This window comes from Streptomyces sp. A012304 (assembly GCF_026008495.1).
Lineage (GTDB): Bacteria > Actinomycetota > Actinomycetes > Streptomycetales > Streptomycetaceae > Streptomyces.
Map to the genome: position 1 here is coordinate 110,618 of NZ_BQUN01000097.1, position 25,748 is coordinate 136,365.

At 71.1% G+C, this 25,748-nt stretch carries 22 protein-coding genes and 1 pseudogene; 16 read left to right on the forward strand and 7 right to left on the reverse strand.

Going from position 1 to position 25,748, the window contains the following annotated elements:
* Positions 1-5 precede the first annotated feature (5 nt).
* Genes ALMP_RS22720 through ALMP_RS22735 form a run of 4 tightly spaced genes read left to right on the forward strand, consistent with a single transcriptional unit; the run spans position 6 to position 3,113 of the window.
* The gene (locus ALMP_RS22720; protein WP_264931143.1) at positions 6-503 is read left to right on the forward strand and encodes a hypothetical protein; all 498 of its coding nucleotides are present in this window, start codon (positions 6-8) and stop codon (positions 501-503) included.
* On the forward strand, positions 500-904 hold the full coding sequence (locus ALMP_RS22725) for a hypothetical protein (RefSeq protein ID WP_264931145.1): 405 nt from the start codon (positions 500-502) through the stop codon (positions 902-904). Before ALMP_RS22720 ends, ALMP_RS22725 begins: the two co-directional genes overlap by 4 nt.
* Complete coding sequence (locus ALMP_RS22730) at positions 895-2,733, forward strand: hypothetical protein (protein WP_264931148.1); 1,839 nt, start codon at positions 895-897, stop codon at positions 2,731-2,733. The genes ALMP_RS22725 and ALMP_RS22730 overlap by 10 nt, the downstream gene beginning before the upstream one ends.
* Positions 2,733-3,113, forward strand: coding sequence for a hypothetical protein (locus tag ALMP_RS22735; protein WP_264931150.1), 381 nt, complete (start codon positions 2,733-2,735; stop codon positions 3,111-3,113). Before ALMP_RS22730 ends, ALMP_RS22735 begins: the two co-directional genes overlap by 1 nt.
* A 20-nt stretch (positions 3,114-3,133) precedes the next feature.
* Here the strand turns inward: ALMP_RS22735 and ALMP_RS22740 are convergent, their stop codons facing one another.
* Positions 3,134-3,595, reverse strand: coding sequence for a GNAT family N-acetyltransferase (locus ALMP_RS22740; protein WP_264931151.1), 462 nt, complete (start codon positions 3,593-3,595; stop codon positions 3,134-3,136).
* Between the two features lie 90 nt (positions 3,596-3,685).
* Positions 3,686-3,994: pseudogene (locus ALMP_RS22745) on the reverse strand (transposase); the annotation flags it as partial.
* Positions 3,995-4,220: 226 nt separating this feature from the next.
* Between ALMP_RS22745 and ALMP_RS22750 the strand changes: the two are divergent.
* The 6 genes from ALMP_RS22750 to ALMP_RS22775 all read left to right on the forward strand — a co-directional run bounded on the left by ALMP_RS22750 (position 4,221) and on the right by ALMP_RS22775 (position 14,176).
* Positions 4,221-4,772, forward strand: coding sequence for a hypothetical protein (locus ALMP_RS22750; protein WP_264931153.1), 552 nt, complete (start codon positions 4,221-4,223; stop codon positions 4,770-4,772).
* Positions 4,765-6,129 (forward strand): baseplate J/gp47 family protein, encoded by a 1,365-nt coding sequence (locus ALMP_RS22755; protein ID WP_264931155.1) that lies wholly within the window; start codon positions 4,765-4,767, stop codon positions 6,127-6,129. Before ALMP_RS22750 ends, ALMP_RS22755 begins: the two co-directional genes overlap by 8 nt.
* Positions 6,126-10,271: a LamG-like jellyroll fold domain-containing protein gene (locus tag ALMP_RS22760; protein WP_264931157.1), complete on the forward strand. Its 4,146-nt coding sequence runs from the start codon at positions 6,126-6,128 to the stop codon at positions 10,269-10,271. The genes ALMP_RS22755 and ALMP_RS22760 overlap by 4 nt, the downstream gene beginning before the upstream one ends.
* Entirely contained in the window at positions 10,268-10,879 is a 612-nt protein-coding gene (locus ALMP_RS22765; RefSeq protein ID WP_264931159.1) for a hypothetical protein, read from the forward strand. The genes ALMP_RS22760 and ALMP_RS22765 overlap by 4 nt, the downstream gene beginning before the upstream one ends.
* Before the next feature lie 27 nt (positions 10,880-10,906).
* Positions 10,907-12,709, forward strand: a complete 1,803-nt coding sequence (locus ALMP_RS22770; RefSeq protein WP_264931161.1) for a hypothetical protein — start codon at positions 10,907-10,909, stop codon at positions 12,707-12,709.
* A gap of 702 nt (positions 12,710-13,411) precedes the next feature.
* Complete coding sequence (locus ALMP_RS22775) at positions 13,412-14,176, forward strand: hypothetical protein (protein WP_264931163.1); 765 nt, start codon at positions 13,412-13,414, stop codon at positions 14,174-14,176.
* A 559-nt stretch (positions 14,177-14,735) separates the two neighbouring features.
* On the opposite strand, the gene ALMP_RS22780 is transcribed toward ALMP_RS22775, so the two are convergent.
* Together ALMP_RS22780 and ALMP_RS22785 are read right to left on the reverse strand one after the other, a co-directional pair.
* The gene (locus ALMP_RS22780) at positions 14,736-15,494 is read right to left on the reverse strand and encodes a hypothetical protein (RefSeq protein ID WP_264931165.1); all 759 of its coding nucleotides are present in this window, start codon (positions 15,492-15,494) and stop codon (positions 14,736-14,738) included.
* Positions 15,495-15,687: 193 nt separating this feature from the next.
* Positions 15,688-15,987, reverse strand: a complete 300-nt coding sequence (locus ALMP_RS22785) for a hypothetical protein (protein ID WP_264931167.1) — start codon at positions 15,985-15,987, stop codon at positions 15,688-15,690.
* 100 nt (positions 15,988-16,087) lie between these two features.
* On the opposite strand from ALMP_RS22785, the gene ALMP_RS22790 reads away from it, so the two are divergent.
* Positions 16,088-16,828: a VOC family protein gene (locus ALMP_RS22790; RefSeq protein ID WP_264931168.1), complete on the forward strand. Its 741-nt coding sequence runs from the start codon at positions 16,088-16,090 to the stop codon at positions 16,826-16,828.
* A 94-nt stretch (positions 16,829-16,922) separates the two neighbouring features.
* Here ALMP_RS22790 and ALMP_RS22795 read toward each other — a convergent pair whose 3' ends face one another.
* Together ALMP_RS22795 and ALMP_RS22800 are read right to left on the reverse strand one after the other, a co-directional pair.
* Positions 16,923-17,480, reverse strand: coding sequence for a hypothetical protein (locus ALMP_RS22795; protein WP_264931169.1), 558 nt, complete (start codon positions 17,478-17,480; stop codon positions 16,923-16,925).
* A 73-nt stretch (positions 17,481-17,553) separates the two neighbouring features.
* The gene (locus ALMP_RS22800; RefSeq protein WP_264931170.1) at positions 17,554-18,750 is read right to left on the reverse strand and encodes a polyprenyl synthetase family protein; all 1,197 of its coding nucleotides are present in this window, start codon (positions 18,748-18,750) and stop codon (positions 17,554-17,556) included.
* 187 nt (positions 18,751-18,937) lie between these two features.
* On the opposite strand from ALMP_RS22800, the gene ALMP_RS22805 reads away from it, so the two are divergent.
* The 3 genes from ALMP_RS22805 to ALMP_RS22815 are packed head-to-tail and all read left to right on the forward strand — an operon-like array spanning position 18,938 to position 21,323.
* On the forward strand, positions 18,938-19,225 hold the full coding sequence (locus ALMP_RS22805) for a hypothetical protein (RefSeq protein ID WP_264931171.1): 288 nt from the start codon (positions 18,938-18,940) through the stop codon (positions 19,223-19,225).
* A gap of 10 nt (positions 19,226-19,235) precedes the next feature.
* Positions 19,236-20,792, forward strand: a complete 1,557-nt coding sequence (locus ALMP_RS22810; protein WP_264931174.1) for an AarF/ABC1/UbiB kinase family protein — start codon at positions 19,236-19,238, stop codon at positions 20,790-20,792.
* A gap of 48 nt (positions 20,793-20,840) precedes the next feature.
* On the forward strand, positions 20,841-21,323 hold the full coding sequence (locus tag ALMP_RS22815; protein ID WP_264931176.1) for a hypothetical protein: 483 nt from the start codon (positions 20,841-20,843) through the stop codon (positions 21,321-21,323).
* A 77-nt stretch (positions 21,324-21,400) separates the two neighbouring features.
* On the opposite strand, the gene ALMP_RS22820 is transcribed toward ALMP_RS22815, so the two are convergent.
* The gene (locus ALMP_RS22820) at positions 21,401-22,492 is read right to left on the reverse strand and encodes an amidohydrolase (protein ID WP_264931178.1); all 1,092 of its coding nucleotides are present in this window, start codon (positions 22,490-22,492) and stop codon (positions 21,401-21,403) included.
* 505 nt (positions 22,493-22,997) lie between these two features.
* Here ALMP_RS22820 and ALMP_RS22825 point away from each other — a divergent pair.
* Both ALMP_RS22825 and ALMP_RS22830 read left to right on the forward strand, forming a co-directional pair.
* The gene (locus ALMP_RS22825; RefSeq protein ID WP_264931180.1) at positions 22,998-23,963 is read left to right on the forward strand and encodes a glycoside hydrolase family 6 protein; all 966 of its coding nucleotides are present in this window, start codon (positions 22,998-23,000) and stop codon (positions 23,961-23,963) included.
* A gap of 239 nt (positions 23,964-24,202) precedes the next feature.
* On the forward strand, positions 24,203-25,336 hold the full coding sequence (locus tag ALMP_RS22830; RefSeq protein WP_264931182.1) for a cellulose binding domain-containing protein: 1,134 nt from the start codon (positions 24,203-24,205) through the stop codon (positions 25,334-25,336).
* Positions 25,337-25,748 lie beyond the last annotated feature (412 nt).

Here is a 25,748-nt window from a genome sequence, read left to right on the forward strand (position 1 = left end):
CCGGTGTGAACGTACCCGTCCTGATCGGTCTGGTACCGCTGTTCACGGTCACCAGCCTGACCCTCAACGAGGGCTACCAGGTGGCGCGGATCGCCGGGAGCAGACTCGCCCAGCTCGTGTCGCCCACAGCCCGCACCATCTCGATCGAGGCGGTGCTGGTGGGGCCGTACCGGCTGATCTACAAGAAGGGCCTGGAATCCATGGCCCTCACCTCGCGGGTCCTCGCACCGGCCACCGCGCCCCTGATGAACTTCGCCGGGCTGCCCGTCGTCTGCGGCATGACCATCAGCCTCGACATGCAGATCACCAGTCTGCGCTTCACCCAGTCCAACCAGAAGCGCGACGCCATCGACGTGAGCATCACGCTGGAACACGTCCCACGGTCGAGCGTGACCGCCGCACTCGGTGAGTCCCTGGACCTGATGCTGGCCGCCGGGCTGGTACTGGCCCCCAGCGTGAGCCACATGGTGCCGGTCGAGCGCCAGTTGGGAGGCTCCCTGTGACCACGCTCGACTTCCGCCTGCTGCCCGTGGAACCGGACGAGGGCCTGCCGCAGGCGTTCCGGTGCCCGATCGGCGGGACCAGCTACGAGTTCGGCCTGTACGCCAACCTCCACGCCGGCCCCGACGACCCCCCGCAGACCCTCTACGACCTGGCCTGCCCGGCCCGCACCGAGCAGCCCACCTCCCCACCCGGCTACCTCGTGCTGCGCGTGGTCGGCCCCGGCCCGCACGGGCCGCGGGTGGTGTTCCTGCGCAAGCTCGTCGCCGAGGCCGCCCTGGTCCACCACGCCGACCGGCTGGCGATCCGCCTGCTGGAGGCGAAGGTGGCCCGCGGCAACCTCAACGGGCGCGGTCACTACGGCAGCCGCATCGTGATCGGGGTGGCACCGCGATGGGAGTGATCCTCTGGTACCAGATCGACTTCCCCGGACTCGGGCTGAAGCTCTCCAACGACGTCACCACCCGTGCCGTGCTCACCGACGCCGAGATCAGCGTCAGTTACGGCTTCGGCCAGCCGGGCCACTTCCAGGTCCACCTCGCGGCCCTGCCCCTGGCGGCGCAGCGGGCGCTCGGCAAGGCACTGACCGGAGATCGCGGCGAGCGGGAGGGCGGTGTCGAGATCGCCATCACCCTGGGCTACCTGGAGTCCACCGCTTCCCGCAAGCCCGTCCTGCACGGGCGGGTCGACTCGATGACCGTCTCCAAGCGTTTCCCGCCCCTGGGCGTGCGCCTGAGCGGCTACGAGGAAGCCTCCTTCAAACTGCTCACCACGCGCTCCGTGGACGACGAGGGCGCCAAACCCGAGATGGCGCGGGCCACCAGACGGAACAGCACGCCCGCCGCCATGGCCGAGTACATCCTCGGGAAGGCCGGAGTGGGCCTGGCCGAGAAGCCCACCCCGGTCACCGAGCCGCTCCCCGAGATCAGCGTCGACGCGCAGCACGCCTTCGGCCTGCTGGAGGAGATCGCACGCCGGCACGGGGCCGAACTCCTCGTCCAGGACGGCGAAGCGCAGTTCGGCACCGCCGTCACCTTTCCGCCGTCGACGGGCCTGCCCGCCCTGCCCGACCCGGGGGCCGTCCTGGCCTTCATCAGCGGCGAGGAGAGCCTGCTCGCGCCGAAGGACATGACCAGCGCCCGACTGGCCGAGTTCCAGCCGATCCAGGTCGGCGCCACCGGCAGACAGCGGGTCGCGACCGACCTGCCGGAGCAGTCGTCCGTGTCGGCCTTCGACTTCACCGTGCTCGGCCTCCCCGAGCTACGGGCCGGACAACGAGTCGCCGCCGGCGTCGAGGGGTACGCCAACCCGCTGGAAGGCTTCCGCATCCTCCAGCTCACCCACTCCTTCTCGCCCAGCACCGGCTATGTGTGCAAGGGCCGGGCCGCCGCCTTCAAGGCCGACGACAGCAACCGCGCCACCACGGAGGCCGCCCGCAAAGCCGACCCGACGGCGATCGCCGACGTCATCGCCGGCCGTATCCGCGACGAACGCAAGCTGGCGCCCTCGGTCGACGTCGGCCAGGTGACCGAAACCGTGCCCGACGACCGGGTGGCGAGCCTGACCTACGGGCACCCGGCGTCCGAGCCCCTGACCTCGCCGGCCGTCGACGCGCCGGTCGACACCCACGGGCCGGTGCTCGGAGGCAAGCCGCTGGCCTCCCCGTTCGCCTGGCACGACGTGGGACTGTCCGTCCCGGTCTACGAAGGCATGCGCGCCCTGCTCAACCAGGTCCGCGACTCCCGCGACGACGCGGTGGTCGCCGGGTTCCTCTGGGCCAACGATCCGAAGATGAACCGTCCGAAGGCGAAGGCCGGCGACTGGTGGCTGTGCCTGCCGACGGAGTTGTCCCCCGGCACCGAGCCACGTCCCACGGGCAAGGGCGTCAATGACCTCACCGGGTCCGACGGCCGCCGGGTGGTGGAAGCGATCGGACTGAAGCTGTCCGTCGGAAAGACCAACTGCTCCGCCGTCGGAGAACGCCCCACCGAAGGCCCGGCGGAGGAGTTCCTGCTGAGCCACGCCTCCGGGACCGAACTGCGCATCGACGGCGACGGGAACCTCACCGTCTCGGCGGCCACCGGCAAGACCCTGACCCTGAGCGACGGCCGGGCGAACGTCACGCTCGCCGACGGCGAGGTCACCGTCACGGCGGGCAGCGGCCGGACCGTGACCCTGAGCGACGGCCAGGTGAGCCTGACCGTCGGGAACGGAAAGGTGGCGATCACCTGATGCCCCTCGTACTCGTGGCGGGCGCCGTCCTGCAGTGTTCGCACGGCGGCCAGACGAAACTGACGACCGGTGACCCCCGCGTCACCGTCCAGGGACAAGGCGTGGTCAGCAGCGGCATGGAAGCCGGCTTCCAGTTCGGGGCGGCCGAGAAACCCGTGCCCGGGATGATCACACCGTGCACCGGGAGATCCCCCGACGGATCGACGCCCGTGCCCTGCCTCATCGCCGCTCCCGCGCCACCGGCCGGCCTGACCGCCAAGCTGACCGTCGGCGGCAGACCCGTCCTGCTCGCCACGGCGAGCGGGACCACCGTGAGCGGCGTCCCCGGCACCTGGAAGGTCTCCGACCCCGGGCAGACCGTCCTGGAGGCTTCCCCATGATGTGGTCAAGCGGCGCTGTCTCAGCGCTGGATGGTGACGATCATCTGTGGCAGCATTCTGCCGGCGATGGAGCCCGAGGGAACATTTCCTATGCGGACTGCACCCATCGCGCGGTAGAAGGGCTCGGCATTCGGGTCCGCGTCGATCGTGAGCTGGGTGAACCCCAGCTCTCGTCCAGCCGTGATGGTGTGTTCGAACAGCAGGCGACCGACCCCCTGGCCAATGGCCTGCGGCTCGACGAACATCATGCCCAGAACTCCTGTGGGTGGCTCTCCCACAAGATTCGTAAAGCCCAGAATGTGACCGTCCCTGTCAGCCACCGTGGTTCGTCGGCGTACGACCTCGTTCGCAGCAACGGTGAGTTCTTCTCGACACGCTTCCAGGAACTCGGCGTCATAGCCCCAATGCGCCTTGGACCGCAGCGCCAAGTCGGTGAGCACCTCGGCTTCCGTTGCCCGTGCAGGCCTGATCAGCACGTCCATCTACGTCCCCCGCTCAGGTGTAGGTCTTTCGATCTTCGCACCCTGCAGTCGTGCGGGAACAGTACGCGATGGCCTCCGGCTGGACAGGACGAGTTTTCCGCTGGTCTTGCCGGAATCGTGCGGGGCGGGAGCGACACCGCCGAAGGCCGCGAGCCGGTCCGCGGTGGGGAAGCCGTCCAGGCTGCCGCCGACCGCGACCAGGAACTCGGCACCGAGCTTCGGGCCCATGCCCGGCATGCCGAGCACTGTCTCGGCGAGTTCGTGTTCGCGAAACCGGCCCTCGATGAGCTTTTTTTCGGCCTCAGCGACCTTCTCGTTGAGGGCCAACATTTCCTTTGCCAGGGTGTGGACCATCTGGCCGATGACCTTCTCGCCGGCGACGGTTGCATGTGGTCGATCAGGACCGCGATCAGCAGACCGGGTTCGCCGCCCGTCATCCTGCCTCGCGTACCACGGACGACCTCGCCGGCATTGCCCTGCACAGCGACCTGTTCGCACTTCCCAATCGGCGGCCGAGTCGTCGTGGGGAGCGGGGCGGCCAAGCCTCCGAAGCCATGGTCGCCAGCGCAGCTCAGAGCCACAAATGGCCGGGGGCAACCCATGATCAGAAAGGTAGGGCGAGCTGATGACCGTCTTCGATCCGGGTCTGCCCTTCGGCGCCGGTCTGCCCGGTGTCGCCGACTTCCGTCTGTTCGACGCGCCGGGTGCCGCCGACCCGGGCGCGCCCAGCCTCGGCAGCAGCCTCAAGGTCGAGGCCGGTGATCTGGTCATCGACGAACTGACCGGCGGCCCGGCACAGGTGCGGGGCCGTGACGCGCTCGTGCAGGCCCTGGTGCTCGCGGTGGAGACACAGTCGGGAAGCGACCGGCTGAACACCGAGTTCGGCTTCGACCGGCTCGCCGTCGGCCGCTACGCCCTCGGTGTCCCCGCCCGCAAGGAGTACCTCCGCATGCAGCTCGTGCGCAGCCTCAGCGCCGACCGCAGGGTCCGCGACGTACGCGAGGTCTTCTTCGAGGACGACCCGCGCTTCTCCGAACTGCGCCCCGGACTCGACGAGGCGGCGCGTCAACGGATCGCCGAGGCGGCCCGGTCCCGCCGCGGCTACACCGCCTACGCCGTCATCGAGACGGTGGCCGGCTCCACGCTGACGTTCGAGTCGGGAGGACGCCTTGACTGACGACGCATCGGACATCCGGCCGCCGACCGGTCCCGGCCCGCGCCACGACCCGGTGGGCGTGACCGCGGACGGTTTCACGCTCAAGGGCATCGACCGCGTCGTCGCCGACCAGCACGCCCGGGCCCGGGCCATGTTCGGCAGCGATGTCGACCTCACCTCCGGCAGCGCCCTGAGAAAGGTGCTGGACGCCGCCGCCGTGCATGTGCACGAGCTCTGGCGCAGCCTGGAGGACCAGTACTACGCCAACTTCGCCACCACCGCGCAAGGCGCCAGCCTGGACCTCCTCGGCACCGACCTCGGACTCGAACGGCGCCGGCTCCAGGCCACGGGCGAGGTCTCACTGACCCTCACCGGCATCGATCCGGACCGTCGGATCGTGCTGCCGCAGGGCACCGTCATCGAGACGGTGGACCCGCCCCGAACCAGCCTGCGGACCACCACGGCGGTCCGGCTGTCCGCCGACGCGCCACCGGTCGACGTCCGGGTCCGCTCCGTCGTACGAGGCAGGGACGGCAACGTCCCGGCGGGAACAGCCCTGCGCCTGGAACCCACCTGGGCCCGTGTCCACCTCAACCTCGGACCCGCCAAGGTCACCGTCACCGCTCCCGAGGGCGTCCTGGGCGGCGAGTTCGCCGAACCCGACGACGCCTACCGGGCACGACTGCTCGGCGTCCCCCGCACCCTGTGGACCCAGGAGGCGCTGCTCGTGCAGCTGCTGGAGATCCCCGGCGTACGGGACGCTGCGATCTTCGACCCGCTCGGCGGCATCGACGCCTCAAGCAGCCGGTACGGCACCTACCGCTTCGGCCAGAGGGCGTTCTCCGCCGAACGGCAGACCGGATCGCCGTACTTCTTCGACGTCGTCGTCGCCGTCGAACCGGGCTGGCCCTGGCGCCGGGAGGACGGCGACGTGCACATCGCGCCCGTCCACGACGCCGTCGCGGAGACCGTCCGCCAGTGGCGGCCCGTGTCCGTCTTCCCGAACATCAAACCGGCCAACCAGGTCGACGTCGGCATCCGGGGCACCCTCGTGGTCCAGGCCGGACACGACCCCGACGCCATTCGGGGCGAGATCCTCACGGCCGTCACCGCCGGAGTCGACCGGCTCCGCATGGGCCGGGGCGTCCTGCACTCGGACGTCGTGCTGACCGTCCGCTCCGTCGCGGGAGTGGTGGACGTGCAGAGCCTGCGACTGCGCCGGTGCGCCCCCGTCTTCGGCGACATCGGCTTCGCCGGCGGCGTGTACGGCAGCGCCGAAGAACTGTCCGTCGGCGAGAACCTGCACCTCGCACGCGACGAGGTCGCCCGGTTCGCCCTGGACAGCCCGCTCATCGACATCCAGGTGGCGGTCCAATGAGCGCCGACTTCCTGGACATCATGCGCGGTGGGCTCACCCCTGCCTACGACCGCGGCATGGAACGGCTCGAAGTGGGCCTGGAGCCCGCCGAGGGGAACACGCTGCGCTGTGTCCACGACGTCGACTTCGAGGCCTACCGGGCCCGTTACGGACGGCTGCCGGACTCCCCGCGCTACCTGCTCGCGCCGCGCGGCCGGATCACCGAACCGTGCACCGTCGAGGCCCGCTTCATCCGCGGGCCGGGCCGGGAGGAGGAGCACGCACCGGTCCACTTCCCCGCGGGCTGGCCGGCGGGCCGGACCAAGGCGGTGGAGTTCCCCGGCCCCGGCGCCACCCTGACCGGCCGGACCCGTCTGACCGGCCTCGCCCCCCTCGCGCACGCCCCGCAGTCACCCACGGACTGGGAGGTCACCGCGCTCCTCGGCAATCTCGCCAAACTGCTGTGGGTGATCGGCTGGGACTACGAGGACCTGTCCGGGCAGATCGCCGATGTGTCCGCCCAGCGCTACGCGGTCGGACGCGCGGGCGGTGAAACCGTCCGCCGCCGACACAGCGCCCGCGGCTTCAGCCTCGACCTGATCGGCCAGGACCTGGGCGCTCCACGGTTCCCGCCCAGGCCGTACACCTGGGACGACCTGACGGTGGCCCTCTACCACCTGGACGACCGGGCCGCGCCGGGCTCGGAGGTCGTGGACGTCGCCGACGCCGCGGCGGGCTTCGGCGCCACGCCCCACGGCGCGAAGAACGCGGGCGCGTCGAGCGGACGGATCGGGCGCTTCTCCGCGGCCTTCGAGTTCACCGGGACGAGCACCGTCACCGTCCGGCACGACCCGGTCTTCGACGTGGGGCCGCAGACCCCCCTCACGGTCGAGGCCGTCATCCGGGCGTCCCGCGGTGCCCCGCGGCCCGGCGCCGTGATGTCCAAGCGGTCGTTGCTGAACTCCGCCTCGTCGCCCGGCTGGTCGCTGACCGTCGGACCGTACCGCGAAGTCGAGCGCAACCTGCGGTTCTCGATCGCCGACCAGGCCGGAACCGCCGTCGAGGTCTTCGCGGACCGGGATGTGGGCGACGGTCTGTTCCACCACGTCGCCGGGGTCGTCGAACGGCTGCCGGCCGATCCCGGCGAGCCCGCCGGACCGCGACCGGCGGTCGTCCGGCTCCACATCGACGGTGTGGAGGTCGCCAGGCGCCAGGTGGACCGGCTGGGCGCACTGTCCAGTCCCGAGGGGATCGCCCTCGGGCTGGGCCGGGAGCAGACCCCCACCGGGACGGCCGTCGACGCGGGCTTCGTCGGGCTGATGGAGGAAGTCCGGATCTCGCGCACCGCCCGCACCGCGTTCGAACCGGTCACCGGGGAGAGCGACGACCACTACCGGATGCGGCTGGCACTTTTCCAGGGCTGGCTGGTGCCCACTCCCGACGCGCTGCGCACCGCACTCAACCGCCCCGGCCCGGACGGTGAACCCCAGGCACCCATCGAGATCGTGGAAGGAACGGAGCGACCCGCGACCGGCTCCGTGCCGCTGCGGGTCCTCCCGGGCCCGCTCGTCCAGGGACAGAGCATCACGGCCGACGGCGACCAGCGTGCCGGCCAGGCCGACGCGGTGGGCACCCCGGAGGACGAGCCCGACTTCGACCCCGGCTGGCTCAGCCCGCACGACGGCGGACCCGGCCTGAGCGAGGCCAGTGCCGGCACACAGATGCAACTCGGCGTCAAACAGGCACTGGACGCGCTGCTCGCCCGACTCCCCCACGGAAGCGGGGAGGAACTGCACATCCTCAAGGCCTACGACCTCGCCGCCACCGACGTGCACCGGGTCGGGCGCGCACTGCTCCTGAGGCATTCCACCCTCGGCTCCGACGAACTCGCGGTGCACGCCCACGCGGTCGGTTTCGGCTGGGTCCACCACACCACCGAGGGGGCGGTACAGGTCGCCCAGCCGCCGGGCCCGGCCTTCCACATCGCGATCGACCGGGTACGCGTGGGCGAGCCCCCCGTCGCCCTCACGTTGGAACCGTCCCCGGACCGCCTGGCCGGCGCCGAGGTCCGCTGGTCGGTCGTCCGGTGCGGGCCCGGCGCCGCCACCGTCCGCCAGGGCCCTCCGGCCCTGCTGACCGCCGAGGCGCCCGGGGAGGTGACACTCCAGGTGGAGGTCGTCCGCGCGGGCCACGTCCAGGGAGGCAGCCGCGTGGTGCGCATCAGCCCCGCCGCCCCGGGCCTCGCCGTGGGCGAGTCGATCAGCGGCTCCGGCCGGCGCGGGGTCTCCGAGACGGAGGCGGCCGGAGAGCGCACCGAGGACTTCGACCCGGACGACCTGCTGGTGCGCACCGACGACCTGCTCGGCGAACACCCGCTGGTCGCCTACGGCGACGCCCCCGCCGACCGCCGGATGCAGCGGGCCACCTCCCACTGCCTGGACCGGCTCCTCGACCTGATGCCCACCGACGGCACCCTCTCCGTCCTCGGCTCCTTCGACCCGGCCGCGACAGGACTGCGCGGCCAGGGCCGGGCCCTGGTCCTGCGGCACTCCGCGCTGGACGCCGGCGAGCTGGCCGTGGCGGCCTTCGACGCCGGATTCGCCTTCGTCGAGGTCGCGACGGCCCCCGGCGCCGGGCCCGTCGTCCACGTCGCCGTGCCACCGGGCGAGCCGATCGAGGTGCACGGCCCGGCCGAACTCGCGGTCGACCAGCAGGTCACGGTCACCGCCGATCCGCACGCCGAGGCCGTCGACGCCTGCTTCAGCCAGGACGGCGGGCACCTCCACCTGTCCGACGCCGGCAGCCACCGCGTCACCACGTTCACCGTCGCGGCCGACCCGCCCGGCGGCTTCCCCACGCTCACCTTCGCCCGTTCCGCACCCGTGACGCCCTTCCCCGGCCCGCTGACCCTCGCGGGCGGCCGGCTCTACGTCGCTCACGAGCTGCCGGGACGCGTCTCGGTGCTCGACCCCGCCACCCTGGCACCCGCCGCACCCGCCATCACCGGACCACGCCCCGTCGCCCTCACCACCGACGGCAACCGCCTCTTCGTCGCCTACGCCGGTGACCGCACACTACGGGCGTACGACCCGCTGACACAGCGGGAGACCGGCACTCTGACCCTGCCGGGCGTCCCCCGCGCGCTCGACACCGGCACCGGCGCCGCAGCACTCGCCGTGCTGCTCGACGAAGGCCGCTTCTGTCTGGTCACGCGCTCCACCCTGCGACTCCAGGGCAGCGTCATCGGCACCGGGCCCGGCACGGAAGCGCGCGACGCCGCCCTCACACCCGACGGGACCGGACTGTACGTGGGGTGCCTCACCCAGGGACCGGACGGCTCGACCACAGCCTCCGTACAGGTCTTCGCCACCGGCACCGGGCAGCAGACGGCCGACGTCCGGGGCTTCCCCGACCGGACCGTCCCGGTGGCCCTGCGCGCGGCTCCGGACGGCCGGCACGTGTACGTGGCGACGGCGGGCTCGCCGAGCGCCGCCGGGCGGGTACACGTGATCGACACGACCACCGACACCCTGCTGCCGGACACCTTCACCCCGGGCGGCGACTGCCTCGTCCTCGCCCCCAGCCCCGCCGCCGCACCGTACGGGCCCTGCCTGCTCGCCGCACCCCGGGGGTCGGCGACCGTGCTGCTCGCCGACACCCTGCCACTGCGCGAGTCCCCGCCCGGACCGCCACGCCTGAGGTCCCGTCAGCTGCTCGGCCCCGGAGCCGTCCGGGAGCTCGTCTGGTCCACGACGCCCACCGCGCAGGGACGGGCGGAGCTCGACACCCTCGGCCATCCGGTGAACCGGATCCGGGGCCGCACACCGGGGCTGGTCCTGACACGGGCGAGCTACTTCTCCGCCGGGGGCCTGCGGCCCTACCAGTGCGAGGTCCGCCTCGCCGGGGACCTGGACGCGCGGCCGGACTTCTTCATCAGCAAGGACCGCTACGACCTGGTGCTGAACGTCCTCAACTGGTTCCACCCCATCGGCGTGGAGTTCCGGACCGAGCGGCTGCGCGCCCACGTCCGGGAGCTGGCCGGCCGCGAAGCCGACACCGACGTACTGCCCGCCTACACCTTCCCGACCTACCACAGGTGGGAAGTGCTGCCGTTCCGGCCTCCCGACCGACCCCTGCGACCGGACAAGGACGAAGAGCCATGACGATTCCCCCGAGATACGTGCCGAAGTTCTCCCACAAGGACTGGATCGACAACGAGGACCGCGTCCAGGCGGGCGGCGAGGAGGGCATCAACATCAGGTTCCACAAATTGGAGTCCGAGTTCCGGACCCTGGCGGACGAGCACATCAATCCGCTGATCCGGTTCGTCACGCCGCTGGCAACGCCGGAGGAGGCCTTCCTCTCGCTGGTCCCGGTCCTCATCCCGACCAGGACTGACAGCGGCCAGACGCAGGCAGCGCAGCCCTGGCTGATCTCCACCGACGTGGCGCATAAGGCCGCGGGCCAGGAGCAGGCCCACGGACTGATGAACGTGATCCTGCCGGAGGGCGCGGAGATCACGTCCCTCAAGGTGTTCGGCACCAAATCTGGCGAGGGCACCCTCACGGTGAGCCTGCGGCACAAGGACCTTACGGGCTCCGGGGCGCAGGACCTCGTCAAGGTCACCGCGTTGAACACACCGACGTCGCTGGACCCGCCGGCGAGGGTCAGCAACGCGACGCACCGCTACTTCCTCGTCGCGGACCTGACGGGCGCGCCGAGCGACGCGGACTCGGTGAAGCTGTCCTGCTTCCAGATCGCCTATCGATGACGCACCCATCCCGAAAGGAGCACCGAGATGTCCCTCGGACCCCCTAAGACGCAGGGAAACACCTCCAGTACGTTCGACCCGGGACAGGAGACGCCGCCGCTCAGCTTCGGAGTGCACGGCGACAACGGTGCCGGGCCGGGCATCATCGGCAGCAGCAGCACGAAGGCCGCGTCCGACACCGCGCCCGACAGCACCATCGAGAGCGGCGCCGGCGTCCTCGGGGTCAACCTCACCGCCCACGGCATCGGAGTCCACGGCCACTCCGCTCGCGGTACGGGGGTCTCGGGCAAGGGGGGTGGAACCGACCCGGGAGTCCTGGGCAGGGCGACGGCCGGACCGGGACTGGCGGGCCGCAGCGCCCAGGGCCCCGGTGTGTTCGGGACCAGTACGGAGGCGGAGGGCGTCAAGGGGGACGGCGGCGGCTCCGCGCCAGGGGTCTCCGGGAACGCGGACACCGGCCCTGGCGTGCGGGGTAGGAGTCGCCTCGGCGTCGGTGTCTCCGGTCAGGGCGGCGGCTCCAACGCCGGGGTGACGGGGACGGCAACCGAGGGGCCCGGCGTGCTCGGCACCAGCGACAGCGGTTCGGGCCTGACCGGCACGTCCACCGACGGGCCGGGCGTGGTCGCGGTCAGTACGGACGGGGCGGGCTTGGCGGCGGGGAGCCGCAGCGGGCCGGGTGTGACGGCGTCCAGCGCCGACGCGCCGGGTCTCGCCGCCCAGTCCGGCACCGGGGCGGGCGTGTCGGCCGTCAGCATCGACGGGCCCGGAGTGGAGGCCGAGAGCAGCAGCGGGCCGGGTGTGAGGGCGTTCAGCAGCGACGCGCCGGCGGTGGAGGCCGAGAGCGGCAACGGGCCGGGTGTGAGGGCGTTCAGCAGCGACGCGCCGGGGGTGGCGGCGGCCAGCACCGGTGGGCCGGGCGTGCAGGCCTCCAGCGAGGACGCGGCCGGGGTGGAGGCCTCCAGCGCGGTCGGGCCCGGGGTGGCGGCGACCGGTGTCGACGGGCCGGGCGTGCGGGCGTCGAGCGCCGCGGGACCGGCCGTCGAGGCCAGCAGCGAGCAGGGCGACGCCGTGGTCGCGGACTGCCCGACCGACGGAACCGCGATCAGAGCCTCCAGCTTCGACGGCGTCGGCATCAAGGGTCACGCGGGTCACTCCGACACGGGCGGGTTCGGTTTCGGCTTCGGCCCCAACACCGGCCCCGGCGTCCTGGGCACGAGCTTCTTCGGTTCCGGAGTTGAGGCCTTCAGCCAGAACGGCACCGGCATCAGGGCCCTGGGAGCCACAGGACTGATCGCGGGCGGCACGACCCTCGGAGCGCGCATCGACGGCGATGTCCTCGTCAACGGCGTGGTGACCGAGGGCGGCGGCGGGTTCCTCATCGACCACCCGCTGGACCCCGAGAACCGTTTCCTCTCCCACTCCGTCGTCGAGTCACCGGAGAGGAAGAACGTCTACGACGGCACCGTGACCCTGGACGCCGAGGGCGAGGCGACCGTGCCGCTCCCCGAATGGTTCGACGCGCTCAACGAGTCGTTCCGGTACCAGCTGACGCCGGTGGGCGCGGCCGCCCCCCACCTGCACGTGAGCCGGAAGCTCTCCGGCAACAGCTTCGCCATCGCGGGCGGCGACCCCGGCCTCGAGGTGTCCTGGCAGGTGACGGGCGTCCGGTGCGACGCCTGGGCGCGGGCCAACCGGGTCGCCGAGGAGGAGGACAAGGAGCCCGGGGAGCGCGGGCTGTACCTCTACCCGGAGGCCCACGGGAAGTCCGCCGGCATGGGGATCTCCGCGAGGCGCGACGAGGCGGTACGCGAGACGCGCCCCGCTGAGTGACGTGAAGACCGCGCGCTTTGGAGCGCCCCGCGCCGGTGCTGGCGGCTGTGGGCGCCGGACAGCTACCAAGAGGTGAGGACGATGGTGATCAAACCGCCCGAATCCCAGGATCTGCCGAGTGGTTTCGATCCGGGGCAGGAGTCTCCGCCCATCAGGTTCGGAGTCTTCGGCGACAACGAGGTCGGCCCGGGTGTGCTGGGGTGCAGCGGCAGGCCGGCCGACAGCGGCGACTTGCAGAGCGGTGCGGGCGTGCTCGGTGTGAACCTCGCGGCGCAGGGCGTCGGCGTCCACGGCATGTGCCGCCGCGGCACGGGGGTTTCGGGGCAGGGCGGCGGCGACGGGGCGGGCATGGCGGGTTCGGCGGAGAAGGGGCCCGGTGTGTCGGGGAAGAGCGCCGAGGGGCCGGGTGTGTCGGGGACGAGCAGGGAGGGACCGGGGCTGTCGGGGACGGCGTCGCAGGGGCCCGGCGTGACAGGGGTGAGCGGGAAGTCGTCCGGCGTCACCGGGACGAGCACCGAGGCTTCCGGTGTCCTGGGGACGAGCACGCGAGGGCCGGGCGTCCTGGGCACCAGCTCGAAGGGACCCGGTGTACAGGGGGAAGGGCAGGGGAGAGGGGAGGACGAGACGCCGTTCCCGGGGGTCTCGGGCAGGGCGTCGGGCGGCGCCGGGGTGGCGGGGGAGAGCATCCAAGGGCCTGGGCTGATGGGCAGCAGTAAGTTCGGCGTCGGCGTGCACGCGACCGGCGGAGAAGGCAACCCGGGCGTGTTCGCGAGCAGTGAGGAGGGCCCCACTGCCGACGGGCAGGAGTTCGTCGGTGTGGGGGTCTTCGGAACGGTCGAAGGGGGCGACGGCGTGCAGGGCAGCTCCCGAGACGGCAACGGGGTGCGGGGATGGAGCACCAACGGGGTGGGGGTGTCCGCAGGAAGCGATGCGGGTGTCTCGGTGTTCGCCGACACCGGCGAGCTTGCGCTGGACCTGATCGGCGACCTCACGGGGTCCGGTATCGGGATCGCCGCGGTGGGCCAGATCGGCCTGCTGGCCGCGGGTGCCGACAAGGCGGCACGGTTCGAGGGCGATGTCGAGGTCACCGGCTCGATCAACAAGTCGGCCTGCGAATTCCGTATCGACCATCCGCTCGACCCGGCGAACCGTGTTCTGGCCCACTGCTCCGTGGAGTCGTCGGAACGCAAGAACATGTACGACGGCACGGTGACCCTGGACGCTCACGGCGAGGCGACGGTCACCCTGCCCGACTGGTTCACCGCTCTCAACGGCCGCCTCTGCTACCAACTGACCCCACTGGACGGCCCTGCCCCCCGACTGCACGTGGTGCGCCATGAGGAAGAAGCCGGCTTCGACATCCGCGGCGGTCTCCCGCGCGCGGCGGTGTGCTGGCAGGTCACCGGCGTCCGCCAGGACCCCTGGGCACTGGCCCATCCGCTGCACACGGAGGAGGACAAGCCATGAGGCAACGCCCGCTCGGACCGGCGCACCGGGGGCACCGGTCGCCCGCGCCCGCGGCCTGGAAGTCGAGTTCACCGACGTCGAACACCTGGAGTTCGACCTCTGACCCGACGCTGGCACCGCGCGCGCCCGCGGATGTCGTGAGCCGAGGCACGGTAGTTGTCACATCGGCAGGCTGGTTGTCACCAGCTGGTGTGACTGAACGCTCTTGGTAAGAGAGCCTGCGGGGGGGGGATCCGCCCACAACCGCCATCGGGTGTTGCACCCAGGTACGGGATCCCAGCCGCGCGTCGTCGTCGCGGATCTTCAGCACCACCTCGCGGCCGTTCGTCAGCCGCAGGCCGTGGACCACGGCCAGGTTTCCTGCCGGAGTGTTCAAGCATGGCCATGAATGGCTTGGCCCTCCCCGTCTGGGCCGGGATGGTGGCCTGAGGCTGTGGGGACCGGATCGGCGCGCCCCTCGCGCCGCAGTGCCCTGATCAGCCCGGTGAACTGCTGCGGGCTCAGCCCAGCGAACGGAGACACCCCGGGTAGTTCCCGATCCGTGAGACCAGGGCGGAGCTCAGGCAGTGTCGCTGTCTGCCTTTTGCTGTCGCATGAGGTCGAGGTCGTCGCCCCATGCGTCCAGCACCTCGCCGTGTCCGGCCTCTCGGGCCACCTTCTCGACAAGGGTGAAGAGCTGCCGTTGCAGGGATACGTCGCTTGTTGCCGAGATGCGGTCCACAGCAGGCAGCAGCACGTCGGTGTCCCAGCCCGGCAGCGGATACCGGGCGAGCTCCCACTTCAGGTACTTGTTGTAAGGGCGAGGGCGACGGTGGAGAGCGAAGAGCAATTCGAGCAGGAACCGCATGCTGTCGGCCGCGTCGAGGCGGGCGGCCAGAGCCAGGCCGTCCCGGTGGTTCTTGACCGAGCGATAGAGAGAGTTGGCGTAGGCGTCGAGCCATCCGCCGGCGTCCCGGGACGCCTCATCGGCATCCAGCCGGGCCCAGTCGGCAAGGATGCGGGCGATGCCTCCGTCGAGCCGGTCGAGCACGACCCGAGCACGGGCGAGGGCATAGCGTTCCCAGCCAGGCATCCCGGCTCCGCGGAACTGGGTGAGAGTGACGATGACGAGGTCGAGCTCGGTGCTGCGGTGATCCGCGAACCGGGTCAGGTCGGTCGTGGCGTCATCGGCAACGATCACGTACAGGTCGTGGTCGGAGTGCGGGGTGATCATGCCGTCGTGGGCCTGGGAACCTTTGAGGACGAGGCCGAGGACGGCTGAGTCGGCGACGGCGAGTTCGACGAACGCGTCGTAGGTGAGCGGCTGCTGAGCAGTCATGGTGTGGAGCTCCGGTGTGGTGATGACGGGTATGCCTGCTGGGGCGACCCCGTTACGAGGCGCCCGGCACCGTCCGCGGCTGCACGTGGCTGCCGCCCGGAAGATCAACGCACATCTGGACCCTATCGCTTGGCCGGGCCATGGGGTACGGATTTTTGAAGACGTCAGGAGCCTGGTGACGCGACCGACAAGCTCACTTCAGGAGAGCCCCTCCGATCCCGGAGGAGGTGTGGTCAACCAACTTGGCCAGTTGCCGTGCGTGGCAGTCAGGCGTGTGGGAGCGGCGCTTCCCGCAGGTTGCGAAGGAGAACTTCAGCGGCTGCGAGACGACGTCGACCACGTCGCCGGCGAAGTCCAGGGCCAGCAGCACCCGGCTCTCCTCCAGGCTCTCCGCGCCGTGGTGACGGCCGGTACTGGTCAGAAACTGCGGGCCAGGACGATGCCGCTGGTCCCGGCGCCAGGTGAAGTGCCGCATCGGGTCGCTCGTGAGCACCGGCGACCGCCCCTGTTCACCAGCTCAGCCGGTCCTGCTGGTGACAACTTTTGAGCTTCGGCTCAAAAGCCGCGGATCGGGGGTGCATAAGATCGTCGGCATGGCGCTGCGACCTGTGATGGTGAACATGAAGGCTCTCGACGCTCCGGCGGTCGGCCGGTTCTGGGCGCAGGCGCTCGGCTGGAGTGCGTACAGCCCCGGCGTGACCACCTACGTCGGACCCGCGGGCGGCCTCGTCTGGCCGGACCCCGTCGCCGTCGGTATCGACGTCGTTCCCGTCCCGGAAGCCAAGACACCGACGAAGAACCGGGTGCACCTCGATCTCGCCTCCACCTCCGCGGCCCATCAGGCGGAGCTGGTCGCGCGCCTCCAGGCGCTCGGAGCGACGCCCGCCGACGTGGGCCAGGGCCGCGTCCCGTGGACGGTCCTCGCCGACCCCGAGGGCAACGAGTTCTGTGTGCTGGAGCCCCGGGAGACCTACCGGGACACCGGGCCGATCGCCGCGGTGGTGGTCGACTGCGCGGATCCGCGGGCCATGGCCCGGTTCTGGGGCGAGGCGATGGACTGGACCCTGCACGAGGTGACCGACGAACACGCGGTGTTGCGCTCCGCCAAGGGTGTCGGCCCGTATCTCGAGTTCCTCCGCACGCCCGACGTGAAGACCGTGCCGGACCGCGTCCATCTCGACCTGCTGCCGTACCCCGGTGACGACAAGGCGACGGAGGTGGCCCGGCTGCGGGCCCTCGGCGCCACCGACCTCGACCTCGGCCAGGGCGACGTCCCGTGGACGTGCCTGGCCGACCCGGAGGGCCACGAGTTCTGCGTCCTCGCCCCGTCCTGACGCGGAGCCTTGCCGACATCCGACAGGTGAGTCTCGTGTGCTCATGCGCCATGACCCGGTCACACACGAGGGCCGGGGTGGGCCGGGGTCCGGGTCAGGGGGCCTTCTTCCCGCCGCCGTTGCCGCCGGCGCCGCCGCTGTTTCCGGTGGCCTGTGTGGTGGCGCCGGCCAGGTTCTGGAGTCCTTCCAGTGCCTTGGTGAGCGCGGTCAGGGTTTCCTGGAGCTGAGCGACCTGGCCGGGCAGCCCGGCCAGCGCGGTGGCGAGGTCCACGGCGGTGCCCGCCGCGGCGGGGGCGTGCGAGGCGGTGGCCAGGAGCGCGGACAGTCCGGCAAGGGGCGTGCCCGCAGCGTTCGTGGCTCCCGCCACGCCCAGCCGGCCGGCCAGCGCGGCCAGACCGGACACCGCCTCGCCACCGCCGTCGAGCAGCCGCGCGGCCTCCGCCTCTCCCAGGCTCTGCAGTGCGGTGAGCCGGCCGAGGAGTTGCAGGGACTCCGCGGGCAGATGGGCCACCGCTTGCAGACGCAGCTGTCGTGCGAGCAGGTCTGCTTGGGAGGGCGGCAGGTTGGCGGAGGGCCGGTCGAGGAGGTCGTCGAATGCCTTCTTCGCGTCGTCGGCGATGTCTCCGAGCAGGGTGCGCAGGGTGTCCGTCATCGGGGCTCTCCTTTTGGACTGTGGGGGAAGGGGGTGGCGATTCAGGTCGGACCGTGCGGGCCAGGGAGGCGGTTCAGGCGTTCCAGGTGCGGTGGACGACCGCTGTGGCGGCCTGGACCAGGGCCGTGGTGGCGGGTGTGTCGGGCAGGTGTGGCTCGAGGCCGGTCCAGCCGTGTGTGAGCAAACGGATCGCTTCCTGTTCGCACAGGTCGACCGCTCCGCTGTCCTCGATCGTTCGTGCGGCGCGCCGGACGGCCGGTTCGTCGGGGCGTTCGCGCAGCGACCCCCACAGGGCGGTCGCCCGCGAGTGGGGGAGCAGGGTGACGGCGTGGGCCAGCGGGAAGCCGATCTTGGCGTTGAACAGGTCTTCGGCGGCGCGCTTGGTGGCTTTCCGATGGTGGGTCACGCCCCGCAGGTCGGCGACGTCGTCCATGATCTGGTAGGCGAGGCCGAGTTCTTCCCCGAAGTCGCCCAGGGCGGCGCGCTGGTCCGGCTCGGCCCGGGCGACGAGGGCGGCGATCTCGCACACGGCCCGTACCTGGGCGCCGGTCTTGAGGCGGTGGGTGAGGGTGAGCATCCGCATCAGCGGTCCGATGTCGCGTGTGGCCAGCGCCAGTTCCATCTCCTGGGCGTGGCCCTGGATGTCCAGGGCTTGGCCGGCGTGCGTGGCGCGCAGACCGGCCAGGTAGGTCTCGTACACCGCCAGGCGCAGGCCCGCGTCGTCGGGGAGGGTGCGCCGTACGGCGCGGTCGAGGCTGAAGTAGGCCGCGGTGCCGGCGTTGATGGCCGTGCCCTCCCCGTAGAGGGTGTGGGCGGCGGGGCTTCCGCGGCGCAGGGGGGAGGCGTCCTCGACGTCGTCCACCATGAGGGAACCGGCGTGGCCCGCCTCGCACGCGGCGAGCAGTTCGGCGTACCGGCGGGGGTTGACGCCGAAGATCTCCAGCACGCGGGCCATCAGATGGGCGCGCCAGCGCTTGCCGCCGGCGTCGAGCAGATGACGTACCGGGGCGACGAGGGCGGCGTGGAGCCGTCGGTCGCAGTGGCCGCCGCCGGTGTCGGGCGGGCTCGGCCGTTCCTCGCGGCCCATCAGCTCCGCGCCGAGCGTGGCTGTGGGGTGCGGTGGGTAGAGGCGGGCGAGCCCTTCGTCCAGCGCCGCCGCGGCGCGCAGGCCGGCGTTGCCCGGCGTGGAGCCGGGCGGATTGCGCGGCTGCACCACGACTCTGGCGGGGACGCCTCCGGAACAGGGCAGCGGTGACATTTCGTCGGGCATGAGATCGCTCGCTCCGTTACGAGTGCAATTGCCAGATCAACATAGCGAAAACAGGCAAGTGACGGTAAATCCTGGATAAATTGTGTATCGCCATTTAATAATAAGATATGTTCCGTTTGTCCGTATGTGGTGGTAGTCGGTACATTACGTGACTCTGGAACAACTCGCCCTGAAAGGACGTCCTGTGATGCCACCGCGCAACGTCGTTGAGGAGTTCATCGACAACGTGGCGGACGACTACACCAAGGCCTTCGGTGACATCCTGGGCCGGCAGGCCGGTGACGAGGAGGAGGCCGTCCGGGTCCTCGCCGCGCCCGCTCTCGCCCTGGCCGTCGCCCTGCCGACGGTGCTGCGCCAGGTCGACGGCCTCGGCCGGGTGGCGGACGGCGTGCTCGAAGGGCTGGATGCCGTCAGGTCACTCCTCAAGCCGGAAAGCGGCGCCGGCTCCTCCGGCGGCCGTCCGCACCGCGGATGAAGGGATCTTGATGCTGGGTCAGGCGGGCGGGCGGTTGTTGACGGTGGCGCGCGTGCTGGGCGAGCTGGTCGCGCAGGAGGCAGGACGCGCCCCGGCACGACCCCGCGACCCGGAACCCTCTCCTGAGTGCCCCGAGGGCCGTCTCGTCTCGCCGGGCGCCGCGCGCCGGGCGCGGGCCGCGCGGACGGCACTCGAACGGCTGGGCCCGCTGTATGTGAAGGTGGGCCAGGTGCTGGCGACCCGCCCGGACATGGTCCCGGCTCATGTGCGCGCGGAGTTGCAGAAGCTGAACGACCGGTTGCCCGCCGAGCCGTTCGCAGCCTTCGCTCCTGTGCTGGAGGCCGACCTCGGGCCCCGTTGGGAGCGGATGTTCGACGATGTGGACACGGTCCGCCCGCTCGGTGCCGCCTCCCTCGCCCAGGTGCACCGGGTCACCCTGCGCGGCGGTGTGCCCGGGGTGGTCAAGATCCAGCGTCCCGGCATCCGGAAGGTCGTCAGGGCCGACATGGCGTTGCTGCGCCGCGCCGCCTGGCTGACGGCACGCGGCGCGCCACGCTTCAACGCGGTCGTCGACGTGGAGTCCATCCTGACCAACGTCTTCGACGCGATGGAGGCGGAACTGGACTTCACCAAGGAGGCCGCCAACATGGAACGTGCGCGGGCCTCGGTCGGCCGGTTTCCTCATCTGGACATTCCGCAGGTCGTGACCGCCACCCCGGGCGTACTGGTGCAGTCGCTCGCGCCGGGCGGATCGGTGGCGGGCGCGGAGCGGGAACGGTTGAGCCCCGAGCACCGTGAGGCCGTCGCCCGCGAACTCGCGGCGTTCATGGGGCGCGGCTACTTCATCGACCGCTTCTACCACGCCGATCCCCACCCCGGGAACGTCTTCGTCACGCCTGACGCGCCGGCGACGCTGCTGGACTGGGGCATGGTCGGACGCGTCGACCAGCAGACCAGCATCCGCATGCTGTTGCTGCTGATGGCGGTGGGCCAGAACGACGGCCATGGTCTGGCCAAGGTGTGGGCCGAGATGGGCCGCGCCACCCCGTGGAGCGACCTGCCGGCGTTCTGCGCCGACATGGCCGCGCTGGTGCCGAAGCTCGCCTCCGCGTCGATGGCCGAGCTGAACTTCGGGGTGGCGTTCAGCGCAGTGCTGGAGAAGGCGGCCCGCCGGGGCATCGCCTCGGCCCCGACCGTCGGCCTGATCGGAAAGTCCCTGGTCAATCTGGAGGCGAGCGTACGGCTGCTGGCGCCGCACCTGACCTTCTCCGACCTGTTCGAGTCCGAGGTCCACGGCATCGTGCTGCACGTCCTTCGCGAAATGATCTCCCCTCAGCACACCGCCCGCCGGGCCCTGGAATCCCTTCTGGCCTACAGCATGGCGGGGGAGCAACTGCGCGCCGACCGCGCCAGCCTCACGGATCCTCCCTTCTTCCCCGCGCCCGAGCGGGCCTTCCGCGGCGCTCCCGCACCGCCCCCGCGTTCCGGCGGACGACAGCCCGCCCTGCTGGCCTGCGCGGCTCTCGCGCTGTGGGCCGCCCACCGCCGCGCATCGAGGCCCCGGTGACGGCGATTCGTGACCTCGAAGGGGGCCGTCACCAGGATGAGGACAGGCATGGACATCACCCACACCCTCAAGGAGTTCCTCGGCGCCATGGCGGACGACTCCAAGAAGGCGTTCGACGGACTGCTCAGCCGCCCAGCCCAGGACGGCGTCCTGCCGGGCGGGGCGGGAACGGCCCTGTCGTCGACGCGGTCGGCACTGCTGGCCCAGCTCTGCGCCCTGCCTGGACCGGACACCGGCCCGCCCGCCTCTGCCCCGAGGGCCGGTGACCTCACCGCGATCGCCGAGAGCCTGTCCACGCTGGCGTGCCTCCTGCACCGGCTCGACGAGGTCACCGACCAGCTCGGCGAGCTTCTGCACCGGCTCCCGCCCCTGCTGGACGTTCCCGATGTGTCTGCTGCCGCGGGCGAAACGGTGACCGCAGCCACGCACACGGCGAGTGAAGCGGCCGGCTCGGTGACGGCGACAGCCGCGGCCACGGCTCCCCAGGCGGTCTCCGCGACGGTCCGGAAGCTCCCACCGCTCGGCTGGTGAAGCACGACGCCGCCCCCCAGGGGCCGGACTGCCGCCGCGTCACCGCCCGGCGTTTCCGTGGGCGCCGCCTGGCCGGCTCATGCGGTGGTGCAGATCTCGGGTGCCGTGGCGTCGAGCCCGAGAAGGCGGAAGTAGTTCTCGCCCAGGGCGATGCGGCGGAACGCCTCGTCGCCGAGGGCCTTGTTGATGCGGCTCGTGACCTCCAGTTCCTCCTTGTAGACGGCGTAGTCCTTCGGGTGGGAGGCGACGAAGTCGGTGCCGGGGACCGCGCGTGTGGGGTAGGCGTCGAGGAGGGCGGCGTACTGCTCGCGGACGCCGGGCTTGCTGAAGTACTGGTCCTCCAGGACACGCCAGCTGAGGTCCAGCGTCAGGTTCGGGTGTCGTGCGAGGAGTTGGCGGACGAGCGCGATGTGGCGGGCCGGATCCATGCTTGACAATTCCTTGGACAGCCCCATGTGCGCCCAGACGATCTTGTTGCGTGGGTAGCGGGTGAGCGCCTCGCGGAACAGGTGCAGGTATTTGGTGGGTTCGGCGTCGGTGCCGAGGTCGGCGTGGATGGTGATGGGGATGCCGCGCTTTTCGAGCTCCCGCATGAACGGCGCCCAGGCCCGGATGTCCTGGACGGTGGCCGGTTCGTGATGGTTGGGCAGGAGGGCACCCTTGATGAGGTTGACCTCACCGGCCCAGCGGAACAGACCGGGGAACTCCTTGTCGTACAGGGCGATCGCGCCGGGAACGGTTTCCGGGTTCGCGACATCGAGGGATGTCATGGACAGCGTCAGGTGCGGGTCGGTGGGCTTGGACTCGGCGTAGCTCTCGCCGTTGACGATGTCGTTCTTGACGCTGGGCAGGACCGGCGTGCCGGGGCAGTCGAGGTAGTAGGTGCAGTCGGAGTCGGCGGGGAGTTTCTGCCCGATACCGAAGACGTTGGCGTAGCGTACGCCGCTCTTGCGCAGGTAGGCGTTGACTTCGTCGAAGGGGATGGCCTTGCCGCCGAAGGGGCGGAAATGAAGGTGGCTGTCCACGACGGAGGTGTACGGCTGCTTCGTGCGGTCGAAGCACGCTTCCTCGGCGAGGGCACGGCCGGCACCGGTGGGGGACGCGACGACCGCTGTCGCGGCGAGAGCGGCGGTCGCCGCGAGGACGGGCTTACGCAGGAGGACAGACACGCGTGGCTCCCGAAGGACTCGTTCCGCGCGTGCACATCAGCGCGGATATGCGAACAAATCTCCGTAGAGTGTGCGTAACCGTTCCCTGGCAGGTGGGCCGGACGCGCCGGTGCCGTCGTCCTGTCACCCGGCCGGGGACCCGCCGGGACGACCGGTGCGCCGACTCCATGATCACGGAGCGTGTGCCTGCCTCTTGATGCTGATCCTTCCGGACGCTCCCTGCGCTGGTTTTTGCCATGTTCACGGTAGGGCGCACTTCAACTCTTGACAGCTTCACGAGCGCGCAACACGATTCCGGCCACACCCGAAGGTCGTCAGTGCCCGCCGGGGCGGCTTCCCACGGGAGCGCTCCCACGGCGCGCGCCGGCCTCGCTTCGCCGGTGTCGTCCCTGCCGAGGAGCCGCCGCGGCAAGAGGGGCGTCGTACCACCGCACTTCCTCAAGCGCGTCGCGCGCTCGCCGCCAGAGCGTGCGACGCATCCCTGCCAGGAAATCGAGGCACAGTCATGCGCCGCACAGCTCACGCCCTCGTGGCAGCGTTCCTCGCCCTGCCACTCGCGCTCGCCGTCGCGCCGTCCGCCCACGCGGCCGACCCGACCACCATGACCAGCGGGTTCTACGTGGATCCCGACTCCAGTGCGAAGCGGTGGGTCGCCGCCAACCCCGGCGACGGCCGGGCATCCGCGATCAACGCCGCACTCGCCAACACTCCGATGGCCCGCTGGTTCGGCTCGTGGAGCGGTGCCATCGGCGCCGCCACGGGTGCGTACGCGGGGGCGGCGGACGGCAGGGACAAGCTGCCCCTCCTCGTCGCCTACAACATCTACAACCGCGACTACTGCGGCGGGCACTCCGCCGGCGGAGCCGCCTCGCCCTCCGCCTACGCGACCTGGATCGCCCAGTTCGCCGGCGGGATCGGCAACCGCCCGGCCATCGTCCTCCTCGAACCCGACTCCCTCGGGGACTACGGCTGCATGACGCAGGCTCAGATCGACGAGCGGGAGGGCATGATCACCGGCGCCCTCGCCCAGTTCAGCCGCCAGGCCCCCAACACCTGGGTCTACCTCGACGCCGGCAACCCGGGCTGGGCCGGCGCGGCGACCATGGCCCGGCGCCTCCACGAAGCCGGTCTCCGGCAGGCCCACGGCTTCTCGCTCAACATCTCCAACTACTTCACCACGGCCGAGAACACCGCCTACGGCAACGCCGTCAACAGTGAACTCAGGGCACGCTACGGCTACACCAAGCCGTTCGTCGTGGACACGAGCCGCAACGGCAACGGCTCCAACGGCCAGTGGTGCAACCCCTCGGGCCGCCGCATCGGCACCCCCACCCAGACGGGCGGTGGAGCCGAGATGCTCCTGTGGATCAAAGCCCCCGGCGAGTCCGACGGCAACTGCGGCGTCGGAGCCGGCTCCTCGGCCGGACAGTTCCTCCCCGAGGTCGCCTACAAGATGATCTACGGCTACTGATCCTCGACGAGGGACACGCGGACCAGGGGTTCAACTCCTCGGACCGCGGATCGTAGAGGGCGGGCCTCCCCGCACGGCGGTCGCCATCCCGTGGCGGCCGCCGTGCGTCGCGGGCCGGTTGTCAGGGACACGCGTGCCTCTTACAGTCCGGAAGAGGGGATGGGAGCGCTCCCATATGGAAGGTCCGGGCGCGCCGTGAAGCCCTCCCCACTCCGGTCATCCCTCCGAAAGAGGCCCGCATGCGACCGTTACCGCATCTTCCCTCCACCGTGCGTGGCGCGTTGAGCGCACTCGTCACCGTGCTCGCCGCCGTGGCGGCACTCTTCGTGGCCCCGCCGTCGGCCCAGGCCGACACGACTGTGTGCGAACAGTTCGGCTCGACCGTCATCCAGGGGCGCTACGTCGTCCAGAACAATCGCTGGGGCACCAACGAGCCGCAGTGCGTCACCGCGACCGACACCGGCTTCCGGGTCAGCCGGGCCGACGGTGCCGTGCCCACGAACGGGGCGCCGAAGTCGTACCCGTCGGTCTTCAACGGCTGCCACTACACCAACTGCTCGCCCGGGACCAACCTCCCCGCGCAGCTCAGCAGCATCTCCAGCGCGCCGAGCAGCATCTCCTACGGCTACGTCGGCAACGCCGTGTTCAACGCCTCGTACGACATCTGGCTCGACCCCACGCCCCGCACCGACGGCGTCAACCAGACCGAGATCATGATCTGGCTCAACAAGGTGGGCCCGATCCAGCCCATCGGATCCCAGGTCGGCACGGCCACCGTGGGCGGACGCACCTGGCAGGTGTGGTCGGGCAGCAACGGCTCCAACGCCGTGCTGTCCTTCGTCGCCCCGTCGGCGATCGGCAGCTGGAGCTTCGACGTGATGGACTTCGTCCGACAGGCCGTGGCCCGTGGAATGGCGCAGAACAACTGGTACCTGACGAGCGTTCAGGCCGGCTTCGAGCCCTGGGAGAACGGTACGGGGCTGACCGTGAACTCGTTCTCGTCGACCGTCGTCAGGGGTGGTGGCTCCGGCGACCCCGGTGGCCCGGGCGGCGGCACGACCTGCGCGGTGTCATACGCCACGAACGTGTGGCAGGGCGGATTCACCGCGAACGTCACCGTGGCCAACACCGGTTCCACGCCCGTCGACGGCTGGCGCCTGGCCTTCACCCTGCCTGCCGGGCAGGTCGTCACCAGCGCCTGGAACGCCTCGCTCTCCGCGTCCTCGGGATCCGTCACGGCGGCGGGCCTGGCGCACAACGCGAGCATTTCCCCCGGCGGCAGCCAGACGTTCGGCTTCCAGGGCACCTATGGCGGTGCCTTCGCCGCGCCGAGCGGGTTCAGTCTGAACGGGACCGCCTGCGCCCGGGCGTGACGTGACCGGCGCCGGGCGTCCGAAGGCCGCCCGGCGCCGCGACGGCAACCCGAGGCTCGAGCCTCGGCCTTGGGCGCGCCCTGTGCCTGCCTCTGCCGCCGGCACCCAGGACCGTTCGTCAAACGAGCAACACTTCAAAGGCGAACAGTCGCGGATGGTAGAGAACTACCGGAACATGTCAATAACTTTCGACTCATCGCCCGAACGACCGCAGGCGCGCGGGGGTTCGTTCACCTGTCGGCCCGGCCTCCGTATGCCCTGTCGCACCCCGGTCCGGAGTCGGCGCCGATGGGAAATCCCCGCGCCACCTGCATCGATCCGGCCCTCGCGAGCGGCCGTCGGGGGATGGGGGTGTGGCGCCCGGGTCCGAAAGCTTTCGCCACATACAGCGAATCATGCGAAAACTATTGAC

Bases quoted from the DNA above. Each gene is read 5' to 3' on its own strand.
- ALMP_RS22730 (WP_264931148.1), top strand. From the start codon at position 895: ATGGGAGTGATCCTCTGGTACCAGATCGACTTCCCCGGACTCGGGCTG.
- ALMP_RS22735 (WP_264931150.1), top strand. From the start codon at position 2,733: ATGCCCCTCGTACTCGTGGCGGGCGCCGTCCTGCAGTGTTCGCACGGC.
- ALMP_RS22740 (WP_264931151.1), bottom strand. From the start codon at position 3,595: ATGGACGTGCTGATCAGGCCTGCACGGGCAACGGAAGCCGAGGTGCTC.
- ALMP_RS22750 (WP_264931153.1), top strand. From the start codon at position 4,221: ATGACCGTCTTCGATCCGGGTCTGCCCTTCGGCGCCGGTCTGCCCGGT.
- ALMP_RS22760 (WP_264931157.1), top strand. From the start codon at position 6,126: ATGAGCGCCGACTTCCTGGACATCATGCGCGGTGGGCTCACCCCTGCC.
- ALMP_RS22765 (WP_264931159.1), top strand. From the start codon at position 10,268: ATGACGATTCCCCCGAGATACGTGCCGAAGTTCTCCCACAAGGACTGG.
- ALMP_RS22770 (WP_264931161.1), top strand. From the start codon at position 10,907: ATGTCCCTCGGACCCCCTAAGACGCAGGGAAACACCTCCAGTACGTTC.
- ALMP_RS22775 (WP_264931163.1), top strand. From the start codon at position 13,412: ATGGGCAGCAGTAAGTTCGGCGTCGGCGTGCACGCGACCGGCGGAGAA.
- ALMP_RS22780 (WP_264931165.1), bottom strand. From the start codon at position 15,494: ATGACTGCTCAGCAGCCGCTCACCTACGACGCGTTCGTCGAACTCGCC.
- ALMP_RS22790 (WP_264931168.1), top strand. From the start codon at position 16,088: ATGGCGCTGCGACCTGTGATGGTGAACATGAAGGCTCTCGACGCTCCG.
- ALMP_RS22795 (WP_264931169.1), bottom strand. From the start codon at position 17,480: ATGACGGACACCCTGCGCACCCTGCTCGGAGACATCGCCGACGACGCG.
- ALMP_RS22800 (WP_264931170.1), bottom strand. From the start codon at position 18,750: ATGCCCGACGAAATGTCACCGCTGCCCTGTTCCGGAGGCGTCCCCGCC.
- ALMP_RS22805 (WP_264931171.1), top strand. From the start codon at position 18,938: ATGCCACCGCGCAACGTCGTTGAGGAGTTCATCGACAACGTGGCGGAC.
- ALMP_RS22810 (WP_264931174.1), top strand. From the start codon at position 19,236: ATGCTGGGTCAGGCGGGCGGGCGGTTGTTGACGGTGGCGCGCGTGCTG.
- ALMP_RS22815 (WP_264931176.1), top strand. From the start codon at position 20,841: ATGGACATCACCCACACCCTCAAGGAGTTCCTCGGCGCCATGGCGGAC.
- ALMP_RS22825 (WP_264931180.1), top strand. From the start codon at position 22,998: ATGCGCCGCACAGCTCACGCCCTCGTGGCAGCGTTCCTCGCCCTGCCA.
- ALMP_RS22830 (WP_264931182.1), top strand. From the start codon at position 24,203: ATGCGACCGTTACCGCATCTTCCCTCCACCGTGCGTGGCGCGTTGAGC.